The sequence below is a fragment of the Pseudoflavonifractor sp. An176 genome, assembly GCF_002160435.1.
GTDB classification, from domain to species: Bacteria; Bacillota; Clostridia; order Oscillospirales; family Oscillospiraceae; genus Enterenecus; species Enterenecus faecium.
In genome coordinates this window covers 21,210-33,998 of record NZ_NFKO01000013.1, presented here as the reverse complement: position 1 = coordinate 33,998, position 12,789 = coordinate 21,210, and the positions used below count along the sequence as shown (strand labels likewise).

The window sequence follows — 12,789 nt, the reverse complement described above, 5'->3', positions numbered from 1 at the left end:
AAATCCCCGAACCGAAGTTCGGGGATTTTGGGGAGGTTATTGGGCATAGGGGACGGCCCAGGCGTGCATGCGCTCCAGAATGGTGTCGTCATAATCGAAGGAGAGGAAATAGGTGACGTCCTGGCTGGGCAGGGAGCCTGCTTCATATTGCACCGACAGGAGGTCTGGGCCTAGAATCAGCCGATCCAGGTCAAAGGCCATCTCCATCTCCTGGCGGAGCGTGGGGTCGGTGATTTCGGCCTCATCCAAAAGGGCCTGCTCCAACTCCTCCGAGGTGCAGGTGAACAGGTCTTCCATGTCCACCCGTTCTCCAGTGTCTCGGTAGAACGCCGTGCCCACCTCCAGATACTTGGAAGGTGCTTGGAGGGATGTGGTGAAATAGATTACCCTGGGACTGGATGCAGAGAGGTAGGTATCTTGGAGAATGAGACAGGTGGAGAAGGATGCAGGGGAGCCTGCCTCGCGATAGGACTGGTAGACGGCTTCCAGCTCTTCCAGCTCGTCATACAGCAGACTCTGTGTTTCGTAGTACGCTACGATATTGTCCTGAGCCTCCTGAGATAGTTCCTCCAGACCCTGGACACCGTCCAAGGCGATGTCGGGAGGATAGGGGGTATGCACGTCCAGCAGCTCCGGGCCTTTGGGAAGAGCGTACAACACGCCTCCGTTTTTCTGCCAGACCTCCACCTGGGTGCCATCCTGCAAGAGAATGGGGTCAGGCTTTTGATAGGCGTTGATTTCCACCAGTTGGGCGGAATAAGTGGGGAGTTTCTTCCCATCCCGGTTGCTGATGGACTCTTTGGAGTTGCCCAGTTCGGCGTAAATGCGCAGACCGTCGTAGATGGCTCCATCCAGGAAGTCCTGGTCGGTATAGGCATCAAAGAAGGATATAACTTTGGTGTACTCCTCCATGATCAGCCCAAACTGCTCTCCTCGGGAAGTATACACCACATAGGACACCTCTCCGGTGGTGTTGTTCACATGGGTCTCCACGATTCTTCCGGTCAACTCTCGGGGAGGGGTGTGGAACAAAAACCACAGGCCGATGAGGCTACTGATCACCGCCACCAGCACAGCGGCAATGACAAAGCCCTTGGAAAAGGCCCGCCGCCGCCCCCGCTTCCAGGCAGAGGAGGCCGCCTGGGCCACGGTGCGCTCCTCCACTTGAGGGTGAGCGGTGGGAATGGGGGCACTCATACGCTCCCACTCTGCCCGGCAGGTCTCACATTCCTCCAGGTGCTCGGCCACCAGCTGACGGCTCTCTGGGCTGCACACGTCGTCCTGGTACAGGGGGAGCAGGTCCCGGATGACGTTACACGGTGTTTTCATCGAAATCCCTCCTCAGCTTGGTTTTGGCCCGGTAGAAGATGACTCTGGCCCAGCTGTCCGTCTTGCCAAACAGTTCCCCGATTTGGGCAAAGGGTAGCTCGCCAAAGACCCGCAGGGAAAAGACCTCTTTGTACGGCTCCGGGAGCTGGTGGAGCAGCACGTGGAGCCTGCGGGCGGTCTCCTGGTCCATGAGGTCCCGCTCAAAGTCCGGGGCAATCTCCTGGGACAAGTCTGCCGCCTCCTCTGAGACATGGCGTTTTTGCTTTTGGTGGTAGGTGAAATAGGTGTTTTTTGCGATTTGGCACAGCCAGACATACAGCTGACAGGTGCCGTCAAATTGGTCCATGTGCATCATGGCCTTGTAAAAGGCCTCTTGGGTCACCTCTTCGGCAGTCGCCGGGTTCCGACACATGGAAAAGATGTATTTGTATACGCTGGGAAAATGGTCGGTGTATATCCGCTCAAAATCTGCCACACCATCACCCCCTTCACCCATAAGACTGGGAAGCTGTGAAAACGTTGCAAAGAAGTTCAAAAAAATTGTACCACGAATGCCAAGGGAGAAAAAGACCTCCCCGAACCGAAGTTCAGGGAGGCTGAGACAATGATAAGAGCCTAAAGATATGTGAAAATTTCCCGGAAGGAAAGCCCTCGGCAGAGTTTTCCCGCCAAGGGCGGGAAAATAAATTGCAATCCTCTCAAAAATGCTGGCATTTTTGAGAAGCGTCAGCTCATAAACGCCTGGACCGCCACAATGAGGCCGGAGAACACGATGGAAACCGTGGACACCAGCTTGATGAGGATGTTCAGAGAGGGGCCGGAGGTGTCCTTGAAGGGGTCGCCCACGGTGTCGCCGATGACGGCGGCCTTGTGGCAGTCGGAGCCCTTGCCGCCATGGTGTCCGGCCTCGATGTACTTCTTGGCGTTGTCCCAGGCGCCGCCGGCGTTGGACATGAACACGGCCATGGCAAATCCGGTGACGGACACGCCGCCCAGCAGACCCACCACGCCCTCAGGGCCCAGAATCAGGCCGGTGAGGATGGGGATTACGATGGCCAGCAGGGAGGGAGCCACCATCTCTTTCAGAGCGCCCTTGGTGCACAGACCCACACATGCGGCGTAGTCGGGGTCAGCGGTGCCTTCCATGATGCCCCGGATTTCCCGGAACTGGCGGCGTACTTCCATGACGATGGACTGGGCGGCCCGCTGCACGGCGCTCATGGTGAGAGCGGCAAAGACGAAGGTGAGCATGGCGCCCACAAACAGGCCCACCAGCACGGCGGGGTTGGTGAGGGACAGGTCAATGGCCAGGCCCTTGGCCTCCAGCTTCACGGATACAATGTCCACATAGGACACCAGCAGAGCCAGAGCGGTGAGGGCGGCGGAGCCGATGGCAAAGCCCTTGCCGGTGGCGGCAGTGGTGTTGCCCAGGGAGTCCAGGGCGTCGGTACGGTTGCGCACTTCCTCGCCCAGGCCGGACATCTCGGCGATGCCGCCGGCGTTGTCCGCCACGGGGCCGTAGGCGTCGGTGGCCAGGGTGATGCCCAGGGTGGAGAGCATACCCACAGCGGCGATGCCGATGCCGTAGAGGCCCTTGGAGAACAGTTCCGTGTAGTTGTCGGCGCTGGTGGTCAGAGTGCCGCCAGCGGCCACGAAGGAGACGATGACCGCTACGCCCACAATGAGGATGGGGGCGATGGTGGAGAGCATACCCAGGGACAGACCGCCGATGATGGTAGTGCCGGCCCCGGTCTCGGTGGCCTCAGCCAACTCACGGGTGGGCTTGTAGGTGTCCGAGGTGTAGTACTCGGTGAAATAGCCGATGGCGCAGCCGCCTACCAGACCACAGAGGATGGCCACGTACACGCCCCAGCTGCCCAACAGGAAGTAGGTGAGGGGGGCGGCGATGACAGCAGCCAGTACGGCAGCGGTGTAGGTGCCCCGGCGCAGGGTGGCCAGCAGCTCCCGCTGGGTGGCTCCCTCTTTGGTGCGGATGAGGAAGGAGCCGATGATGGAGCACACGATACCAACCACAGCCAGGGCGATGGGCAGCAGCATGGCCTCCCAGGACTTGCCTTGGGACGTATAGGCGGTGACGCCCAGGGCAAAGGTGGCCAGGATGGAGCCCACGTAGGACTCGTACAGGTCGGCGCCCATACCGGCCACGTCACCCACGTTGTCACCCACGTTGTCGGCGATGGTGGCGGGGTTGCGGGGGTCGTCCTCGGGGATGCCCGCCTCCACCTTGCCCACCAGGTCCGCGCCCACGTCGGCGGCCTTGGTGAAGATGCCGCCGCCCACACGGGCGAACAGGGCCATGAAGGAGGCGCCCATGCCGAACATCACCATGGTCTGGGCGATGCGAGCGGCGTCATAGTGGGCGATGTACCTGAGGATGTGGAACCACACCGAGATGTCAAACAGGCCCAGACCCACCACGGTAAAGCCCATGACGGCGCCGGAGGAGAAGGCCACGTTCAGTCCCTTGTTCAGACTCTCCGAGGCCGCCTGCGCCGTGCGGGCGTTGGAGGAGGTGGCGATTCTCATGCCCACAAACCCGGAAATGGCGGAGTAGATGCCGCCGGTGAGGAAGGCAAAGGGGATAAACCAGTTGTCCAGAAGCCCAAACTTGCATAACACCAGCAGGATGACAAAGACCACTGCGAAGACCTTGAACACGGTGGCGTACTGATGTCGCAGATAGGCATTTGCGCCCTTGCGAATGGCTGACGCAATTTTCTGCATGGTGTCGCTGCCTTCTGAGTAGGCCAGCACCTTGCGGCTTTGCGCAAAGGCAAAGAGCAGAGCCAGAATGGCACCTAAAATGCCCAGCCAAAACAGGTTTTCCGTCATGAGAACTACAACTCCTTTTTCTGAATTTTGCCAATGGGTGAACACTCATAACACCCCTCCCAGGGGTGGCAGGGACTTCAAGAGCAAAGAGCTGAGGGGACTTGTATTCGATTGTGAAAGGGAACTTACGAGCGCTTCCAGGCGCTGCGGCTGAAGAGCACCAGGATGGGGAAGATCTCCAACCGTCCAATGACCATGCACATGCTGAGGACAAGTTTGCTCAAAGGGGAGAAGGCGGCAAAGTTGCCCATGGGTCCCACGGCCTCCAAACCAGGTCCCACGTTGCTGATGCAGGTGATGACGGCGGTGAGGGTGGTGCCGAAGGAGAAGTTGTCCAATCCCACCACCAGAGCGGAGACAAAGGTGATGAAAATATAGGTGGCGAAGTAGGTGTAGATGGTGCGCACGGTGGAGTCGGACAGAGGCGCTCCGTCCAGTTTCACCACGGACACCGCCCGGGGGTGGATGATGGAGCGCACCTGGGCCTTGATGGTGCGCAGAATGACCAGAATGCGGGAGCATTTCATACCGCCGCCGGTGGACCCGGCGCAGGCGCCAATGAACATCAAAATCACCAGTAGCATCCGGGACAGTTCCGGCCATCGGTTGAAGTCCGCCGTGGCAAAGCCGGTGGTGGAGATCACCGAGGCCACCTGGAAGGCGGCGGTGCGTACAGCATCAGCATATGTGGGCATGCTGGCCGCTATGTTTATGGAAATGATGGCGGTGGCAATGGCAGTGACCGCCAGGAAGAACCGCAGCTCATCACTTTTCAGTGCCTGTTTGATTTTGCCCGTGAGTACCAGGAAGTACAAAGCAAAGTTCAGAGAGAACAGGATCATGAAAATGGTGATGATGATCTCAAAAGTGGGATTTCCGTAGGCACCCACCGACAGGTTGCGGTTGGAGAAGCCACCGGTACCAGCAGTGCCGAAGGCGTGGATGAAGGAGTCATACCAGGGCATTCCCGCAATCCGCAGGCAGAACACCTGGATGACGGTGAGCGCCAGGTAAATGGCGTAGAGAATCTTGGAGGACTGGGAGGCCCGGGGCACCAGCTTGCTCTTCACCGGGCCGGGGCTCTCCGCCCGGATGAGGTGGGTGGAGTTGATGCCCAGGAAGGGGAGCAGGGCGGTGGTGAGAATGAGCACGCCCATGCCGCCCAGCCAGTGGGTGAAGGAGCGCCAGAACACCAGGCCCAGGGGCAGGCCCTCCACCGCAGTGAGAATGGAGGAGCCGGTGGTGGTAAACCCCGAGATGGTCTCAAAGAAGCAGTCCACATAGCTGCCGAACTGGCCGGAAAACCAGAAGGGCAGGGCGCCGAACACGCCGGAGAGCACCCAGATGAGGCCCACGGAGAAAAAGCCTTCCCGGGCAAAAAACTTGTGCTCCCCCCGCAGGCCAAACACGGATGCCAGGCCCACCACCACCATGATACCAATGGTTTTCCAAAAGGGAGAGGGGTCCTCCCCGTAGTACAGGGCCACGCCCATGGGCAGCAGCATGGCCGCCGCCTCCACCAGCAGGGTGAACCCTGCCACGCGAAATACGGTTTTAAAATTCATAGGGCGCCTCGCAGGCCGAAGGAGTCGGCATAGATGTCGTTGAGGTCTACAATGCCGCTGTCCTTGGCAATGACGATGACAATGTCATCCACCTGGAGGTAGCTGTTGCCCTCGGGGATGATGACCTGGTCGCCCCGGACGATGCCGGCAATGAGGACACCGTTTTTCAGCTTCAAATCCTTCAGAGGGGTGCCCAGGTTGCGGGTGGAAGAACAGACCACAAACTCCATGGCCTCTGCCTGTCCGTTGGCGATGTGGTGCAGAGCGGTCATACGGCTGCCCTTGGAGTTCTGGATGCCACGCACCATGCGGAGAATCTGGTAGGCGGTGGTGAGTTTGGGAGACACCACCGACTCCACCCCGGCGGAGCGGGCGATAAGGGAGTAGTTCTGCCGGTTGGACTTGGCGATGATCTTGTGCACGCCGCACTGGTGGGCGTAGAGGGAGATAATCAGGTTGTCCTCGTCCCGGTCGGTGAGGGCGATGAACACGTCACTGGCGGGCATACACTCCTCGGTGAGCAGCTCCGGGTCGGTGCCGTCTCCGTGGAGGATGAGGGCGTGGGGGAACCACTCGGCCAGCTGTCTGCAACGGGCCTCGTTTTTCTCCACCACCTTGCACTGGATGCCCAGCTTCTCCAGCTGCTGGAGCAGGTAGTAGGTGACCCGTCCGCCGCCGATGATGAAGGCGGAGCGGACCCGGTGGCTGTGGCGGCCCAGTACCTTGAAGAACTGGCTCACCCCGCTGGGGGTGCCCGCCACATAGACCTTGTCCCCCACCTGAGGGACGAAGGAGCCGTTGGGAATCATCACCTCTGCACCGCGCTCCACGGCGCAGAAGAGGATGGGCAGATTCTTGATTTTGGTGGCCAGGTGGGACAGGGGCTGATCGGCCATATGGTCCCCGGGCTGGACGTGGAAGGAGATGATCTCCGCCTTGCCCTTGGCAAAGGTGTCCACGTCGGCGGCGTTGGGCAGGCGAATCATCCGGGAGATGTCCATGGCGGCGGCGGACTCGGGGTTGATGAGCTTGGTGATGCCCAGGTCCCGGCGCAGGTTGTCCAGATCGGCCAGGTAGTCCCGGTTGCGCACCCGGGCCACGGTGTAGGGCACGCCCAGGCGCTTGGCGGTGTGACCGCACAGCAGGTTGATTTCGTCCGAGCTGGTGGCGGCGACGACAACGTCCGCATCCTCAGCCCCTGCGTCCTCCAACACGGTGCGGGAGGCACAACTGCCCTTGATGCACATCACGTCCAACTGGTTGGAGATGCGGGTCAAGGTATCTTCGGAGATGTCCACCACGGTGATGTTGTGGTGCTCCGCGGCCAGGTGGTGGGCGACGGTGGCGCCCACCTTTCCGGCTCCGGCTATGATAATATTCAAAATGAATCCTCTCGTTTCTCTCTTCTAGATGGGTTGGGGATGGTTTACACCAGGCCACGCCGCTGGGCAGCTGCCAGCAGTCGCTCCAGGGCGGCGGCCAGCACGTCCCGGGAACAGGCCAGGTTCAGGCGCATAAATCCGGCCCCGCCGTAGTTGATGCCGTGGCTGAGGTACAGCTGGGCCTCCTGCTCCATAAAGTCGGCCAGGGCCTTGTCGTCCAGCCCGAAGCTGGAGAAGTCTATCCAGGACAGGTAGGTGCCCTCCAGGGGGGCAATCCAGACCTTGGGGAAATGCTGGGCCATGAAGTTCCGGAGGTAGCGGTCATTCTCCTTGAGATAGTCCACCAGCTGCTCCACCCAGGGCTCGCACTGCTCGTACCCCACTTCCAGGGCCAGGGTACCAAAGGAGGAGTTGGAGTAGGCCCCAGAGCGGGCCACCTCGGCTTCCAGTTTGGCCTTGTTGTCTCCATCGGGCACAATCATGTTGCCGCAGGCCAGCCCGGCCAGGGAGAAGGTCTTGCTGGCGGCCATGCCGATGACACAGTGCTTGGCGTACTCCTCCCCCAGAGAGGCGTACACCGTGTGGGGGTGGTCCGGCTGGCACAGGTCACAGTGGATTTCGTCGCTGATTAGGAACACCCCGTGGGCCAGACACAGGTCGCCCACCCGCTGCAATTCTGCCCGGGTCCACACCCGTCCCACGGGATTGTGGGGAGAGCAGAGAATCATGGCGGTGGTGGTGGGCCGGGACAGCTTGTCCTCCAGGTCGTCAAAGTCCATCTCATAGTGGCCGTCCACCAGCTTCAGGGAATTTTCCAGAAGGGTGCGCCCGTTTTCCCGCACCGCCCGGTAGAAGGGGGGGTAGACGGGGGTCTGGATGACGATGCCGTCCCCGGGCTGGGTGAAGGCCCGGACGGCGGCGTTGATGCCGTGGACCACACCGGTGGTGCGGATAATCCAGTCCCGCTGGACCTCCCAGCCGTAGCGGCGGGACACCCAGGAGCGGATGGCGTTATAGTAGCGGTCGCTCCAGCCCGCATAGCCCCACAGCCCAGAGCGGGCCATTTCCTCCAGGGCCTGGACAATGGCAGGGGGAGAGCGGAATTCCATGTCCGCCACGGACAGAGGCACCACACCGGGCTGGGGATTGGGGCCCATCAGGTCCCACTTCTCCACCTCCACGCCGACGCGGGGGGGAATGGGCTGGTCGAAGAATTGATTCACGGGAGACACTCCTCACAATGATAGCGGTATTTTCTAAAATCATATCACAACTGCACAACTGTCGCAAGGTCTAGCCTGCAAAATGTTGGCAGAATCACAAGACAGGAAGAATGTGACAGGGAAGTAAAAAAACACAGAAGGACTTGCCGCAGTGAACTGCGACAAGCCCTTCTGAAAAAGACTGTGGGGAAGTAACTTACTTCAGCTCCACCTTGGCGCCAACCTCTTCCAGCTTGGCCTTCAGAGCCTCGGCGTCCTCCTTGGAGATGCCCTCCTTCAGAGCCTTGGGAGCGGACTCAACCAGACCCTTGGCGTCAGCCAGGCCCAGGCCGGTGATCTCGCGGACAACCTTGATGACCTTGATCTTCTCGGAGCCAACCTCAGTCAGCACCACGTCGAACTCGGTCTTCTCCTCAGCGGGAGCAGCAGCAGCGCCAGCGGCGGGAGCGGCCATGGCGGCGGCGGAAACGCCGAACTCCTCCTCCAGGGCCTTGACGAGCTCGTTGAGCTCCAGAACGGTCAGGGACTTAACCTCTTCGATCATAGCAGTAATCTTCTCGCTAGCCATGATGAAATACCTCCTTAAATAAATAATATAAAGTAGAATGTGGGCGGGTCAGGGTTGACCCGATGCTGAATTATTCAGCGGCAGTCTCCTCAGCAGCAGCAGCGGGCTCGCCGTCCTTCTCGGCGATGGCCTTCAGGACGATAGCCAGGCTGGTAATGGGAGCCAGCATCATGCCGAGCAGCTGAGCCACCAGGCCATCCTTAGAGGGCAGCTCGGCCAGAGCGGCGATGTCCTCCAGGGGGATCACCTTGCCGTCCATGAAGCCGGCCTTGATGTTGAAACGATCGCCCATCTGCTTGGCGTACTTGTTGACAATACGCATGGGAGCGATGGGGTCGTCCTTAGAGATGGCGATGGAAGTAGTACCGTTGAGCACTTCATCCAGCTCACCGAGACCGACGTTGTCGGCAGCGCGGCGCAGCAGGGTGTTCTTCACGACGGAATATTCCACACCATTCTCTCTCAGTTCAGCACGCAGAGCAGTGTCCTCGGCCACGGTGATACCCTTGTAGTCCACCAGCACACCGGAAGAAGCGCTCTGCAGGGTCTCGGTCAGAGAGGCCACGATGGCTTGCTTTTCACTGAGAACCTTTGCGTTAGGCATTTGGAATTCACCTCCGGAAAATTTAGTGCAGCGGTCTTTGCCAAATAAGCAAAAACGCCGCTTTCGTGTCAAGACGAAAACAGCGCAAACATATCGTTATGAGCTGCATTCTCGGTAGGGCTTACGGCTTGCGCCACCTACTGTCTCCGAACACGAAGTGTATTATATCAACCCGGGAGGAGTTTGTCAAGCAAAAATCGCCCGAATTGGATATAATTTTGGGGAAATTCCCGGCCCGTGCCCATACCTTGGTATGGACACGGGGCTGGGATCAAACATTAGTTGCCGAACTTGGCAGCGCTGACCTTCACGCCGGGGCCCATGGTGGAAGCAGCCACACAGCTCTTCACGTACTGGCCCTTAGCGGCGGCGGGCTTAGCCTTGACGATAGCGGTCATCAGAGCGTTGAGGTTGTCAGAGAGCTTCTCAGCGCCGAAGGAGACCTTGCCGATGGGGCAGTGGATGATGTTGGTCTTGTCCAGACGATACTCCACCTTACCGGCCTTGATCTCGTTGACAGCCTGGGTCACGTTGGGGGTCACGGTGCCAGCCTTGGGGGAGGGCATCAGGCCCTTGGGGCCCAGAACCTTACCCAGACGGCCAACCACGCCCATCATGTCGGGGGTAGCCACGACCACGTCGAAGTCGAACCAGTTTTCCTTCTGGATCTTCTCCACCATGTCCATATCGCCCACGAAGTCGGCGCCAGCGGCACGGGCCTCCTCGGCCTTGTCGCCCTTGGCGAAGACCAGCACGCGGGCAGTCTTGCCGGTGCCGTGGGGGAGAACGATGGCGCCGCGCACCTGCTGGTCAGCGTGACGGGAGTCAACGCCCAACTTCACGTGCAGCTCCACGGTCTCGTCGAACTTGGCGGTGGCGGTCTTGATGACCAGCTCCATGGCCTCGTTCACATCATACTGAGCAGCGCGGTCGATGAGCTTGGCGCTGTCCACATACTTCTTACCCTTAGTTGCCATTGCTTATGTCCTCCTTTCCCTTACTCTTCCACCAGAACGCCCATGGAACGGGCAGTGCCGGCGATCATGCTCATGGCGCTCTCCAGGCTGGAGGCGTTCAGGTCGGGCATCTTGGTCTCGGCGATCTTCTGCAGATCGGCCTTGCTCAGGGTAGCCACCTTGGTCTTGTTGGGCACGCCGGAGCCGGACTCAATGCCACAGGCCTTCTTGATGAGCACGGGGGCGGGGGGAGTCTTGGTCACGAAGGTGAAGGAACGGTCGGCATACACGGTGATGACCACGGGGATGATCAGGCCCATGTCCTTCTTGGTGCGCTCGTTGAACTCCTTGGTGAACGCGGCGATGTTCACGCCGTGCTGACCCAGAGCAGGACCAACAGGGGGGGCGGGAGTTGCCTGACCGGCGGGGATCTGAAGCTTTACATATCCAGTAACTTTCTGTGCCATTTGAAACAGCACCTCCTACATAAAATGTGGTGGTGACGGAGCCGCTTTGTGCTCCTCCCACGGTTTGCGACGGAAGAGTTCCGTCAGTTGAGAGGCTCGACCTGATCCAGTTCCAGTTCCACGGGAGTCTCCCGTCCGAACATGGACACGACCACCCGAACCTTGCTGCGCTCGGTGTCGATTTCCTCCACGGTGCCAATGAAGGATTCCAAGGCACCATCGGTAATTTTCACGTTGTCACCCACGGCATAGGACACCATGACCTCACGCTTCTCCACACCCAGAGCGGCGATTTCCTCGTCGGTGAGGGGGATAGCCTTGTTGGCAGAGCCCACGAATCCGGTGACGCCACGGATGTTGCGCACCAGGTGCCAGGTCTCATCGGTCATGACCATTTTGACCAGCACGTAGCCGGGGAACACTTTGCGCTCCACGGTCTTGGGGCCGTTGTCGGTGATCTCAGTGACGGTCTCCATGGGGATGGAGACCTCGGCAATGACGTCGTGCATGTTGCGGTTTTCCACGGCCTGCTCAATGGAGACGGCTACGGTGTTCTCATAGCCAGAGTAGGTGTGGGCCACATACCATTTCATTTCCTCAGCCATTGTGTTGACCTCTTAAGCGAAGAGCTTGAGCAGAGCCTCAACCACCTGGCGAGCAATCCAGTCGAAGACCCAGATGAACACGCCGACCAGGAGCACGCAGACAATCACGGTGCCCACGTTCTTCAGGGTATCCTTGCCGGAGGGCCAAGTGACCTTCTTCAGCTCACCCTTCAAGTCCTTCACCCAACGGGCGAGACGGTTCGGCTTTTTGTCCTTCTTCTTCGCAGCAGTCTTGGCCTTCTTGTCGGCGGAGCTTACGGACTCCTTGCCAGCGACGACCTCATCACGCTTGTTCAGTTCAGACATTCTTGTACCCTTCTTTCTTTGAGCGAGAGCTCATTACTTGGTTTCGGTGTGCAGAGTGTGCTTTCTGCAGAAGGGGCAGTACTTGTTGAGCTCCAGACGCTCAGTGGTGTTGCGCTTGTTTTTGTTGGTGTTGTAGTTACGCTGCTTGCACTCAGAACAACGCAGGGTAATCTTCACACGGCTACCGGCTTTCGCCATTCTCGGCACCTCCTTTTGAATTTGCCGCCCGGCAACAAAAAACGCCGGAACGGCCATGGCCAATTCCAGCGCTTCAAAAGGGTGCCGGGGCACCCTACATCTGCTACGGGAAACCGGCCTTTGCCTCCCTGTGACCCTATCGGTGAGGGGAGAGGGTTTTTGTGTTCATCCCGTAAAAATGCGCACAAAAAGAAAGCCCTGCTCACAGGTGCATCCAGCATATCACAGGGGTGAGGGGTTGTCAAGAGAAAATTTATCCTTTATAATCACGTTACCAAATAATCAGGAGGACGAACCTATGCGAGTGATGGCGGTGGACTACGGAGACGCCCGGACCGGGGTGGCCATTTCCGATGCCTTAGGGATGCTGGCGGGATTCACCACGGTGATTCACAGCCGGAAGGCGGACCAGGTGGCCCAGGAGATCGGCAAACTGGTAAGCGAGCACCGGGTGGAGGAGCTGGTCATGGGCTTTCCCCGGAACATGGACGGCACGGAGGGGCCGAGAGCGGAGCTGTACCGGGCCTTTGCCGGGCAGCTGCAAGAAGTGACCGGGATGGAGGTGCACCTGTGGGATGAGCGGCGCACCACCATTGAGGCCCACCAGATTCTCCACGCCTCGGGGAAGAAGATGAAGCAGCACAAGAAGAATGTGGACGCCGTGGCCGCTACCTTAATATTAGAGGGGTATCTCAATAAACTGCGGAGAACTGTGTGAAGGAATTAAAACAAA

The 12,789-nt window shown here is 59.3% G+C and carries 14 protein-coding genes; 1 reads left to right on the top strand and 13 read right to left on the bottom strand.

The window, feature by feature from the left end; genetic code table 11:
- Window positions 1–36: 36 nt before the first annotated feature.
- The 13 genes from B5F12_RS07245 to rpmG form a co-directional block, all read right to left on the bottom strand.
- The gene (locus tag B5F12_RS07245; RefSeq protein ID WP_087232510.1) at window positions 37–1,329 is read right to left on the bottom strand and encodes a zf-HC2 domain-containing protein; all 1,293 of its coding nucleotides are present in this window, start codon (window positions 1,327–1,329) and stop codon (window positions 37–39) included.
- Window positions 1,313–1,804 (bottom strand): sigma-70 family RNA polymerase sigma factor, encoded by a 492-nt coding sequence (locus B5F12_RS07240; protein WP_087232507.1) that lies wholly within the window; start codon window positions 1,802–1,804, stop codon window positions 1,313–1,315. Before B5F12_RS07240 ends, B5F12_RS07245 begins: the two co-directional genes overlap by 17 nt.
- A gap of 251 nt (window positions 1,805–2,055) precedes the next feature.
- A complete protein-coding gene (locus tag B5F12_RS07235) occupies window positions 2,056–4,182 on the bottom strand; it encodes a sodium-translocating pyrophosphatase (protein ID WP_087232504.1) in 2,127 nt (708 codons plus the stop codon).
- Between the two features lie 125 nt (window positions 4,183–4,307).
- Window positions 4,308–5,747 (bottom strand): TrkH family potassium uptake protein, encoded by a 1,440-nt coding sequence (locus B5F12_RS07230; RefSeq protein ID WP_087232502.1) that lies wholly within the window; start codon window positions 5,745–5,747, stop codon window positions 4,308–4,310.
- Window positions 5,744–7,129 carry a Trk system potassium transporter TrkA gene (gene trkA, locus B5F12_RS07225; RefSeq protein WP_087232499.1) on the bottom strand — a complete coding sequence of 462 codons (1,386 nt, stop codon included), beginning with the start codon at window positions 7,127–7,129 and terminating at the stop codon, window positions 5,744–5,746. Before trkA ends, B5F12_RS07230 begins: the two co-directional genes overlap by 4 nt.
- Before the next feature lie 44 nt (window positions 7,130–7,173).
- Window positions 7,174–8,352 carry a MalY/PatB family protein gene (locus tag B5F12_RS07220; RefSeq protein ID WP_087232496.1) on the bottom strand — a complete coding sequence of 393 codons (1,179 nt, stop codon included), beginning with the start codon at window positions 8,350–8,352 and terminating at the stop codon, window positions 7,174–7,176.
- A gap of 196 nt (window positions 8,353–8,548) precedes the next feature.
- Complete coding sequence (gene rplL, locus B5F12_RS07215; RefSeq protein WP_087232494.1) at window positions 8,549–8,920, bottom strand: 50S ribosomal protein L7/L12; 372 nt, start codon at window positions 8,918–8,920, stop codon at window positions 8,549–8,551.
- A gap of 70 nt (window positions 8,921–8,990) precedes the next feature.
- On the bottom strand, window positions 8,991–9,524 hold the full coding sequence (gene rplJ, locus B5F12_RS07210; protein ID WP_087232491.1) for a 50S ribosomal protein L10: 534 nt from the start codon (window positions 9,522–9,524) through the stop codon (window positions 8,991–8,993).
- A gap of 278 nt (window positions 9,525–9,802) precedes the next feature.
- Complete coding sequence (gene rplA / locus B5F12_RS07205; RefSeq protein WP_087232488.1) at window positions 9,803–10,501, bottom strand: 50S ribosomal protein L1; 699 nt, start codon at window positions 10,499–10,501, stop codon at window positions 9,803–9,805.
- Between the two features lie 20 nt (window positions 10,502–10,521).
- Window positions 10,522–10,947: a 50S ribosomal protein L11 gene (gene rplK / locus B5F12_RS07200; protein ID WP_087232485.1), complete on the bottom strand. Its 426-nt coding sequence runs from the start codon at window positions 10,945–10,947 to the stop codon at window positions 10,522–10,524.
- An 83-nt stretch (window positions 10,948–11,030) separates the two neighbouring features.
- Complete coding sequence (nusG, locus tag B5F12_RS07195; protein ID WP_087232482.1) at window positions 11,031–11,552, bottom strand: transcription termination/antitermination protein NusG; 522 nt, start codon at window positions 11,550–11,552, stop codon at window positions 11,031–11,033.
- Between the two features lie 12 nt (window positions 11,553–11,564).
- Complete coding sequence (gene secE / locus B5F12_RS07190) at window positions 11,565–11,858, bottom strand: preprotein translocase subunit SecE (RefSeq protein ID WP_087232479.1); 294 nt, start codon at window positions 11,856–11,858, stop codon at window positions 11,565–11,567.
- Window positions 11,859–11,891: 33 nt separating this feature from the next.
- Window positions 11,892–12,056, bottom strand: a complete 165-nt coding sequence (gene rpmG, locus B5F12_RS07185; RefSeq protein ID WP_087232476.1) for a 50S ribosomal protein L33 — start codon at window positions 12,054–12,056, stop codon at window positions 11,892–11,894.
- Between the two features lie 298 nt (window positions 12,057–12,354).
- Here rpmG and ruvX point away from each other — a divergent pair, with 298 nt between their 5' ends.
- On the top strand, window positions 12,355–12,774 hold the full coding sequence (gene ruvX, locus B5F12_RS07180; RefSeq protein WP_087232473.1) for a Holliday junction resolvase RuvX: 420 nt from the start codon (window positions 12,355–12,357) through the stop codon (window positions 12,772–12,774).
- Window positions 12,775–12,789 lie beyond the last annotated feature (15 nt).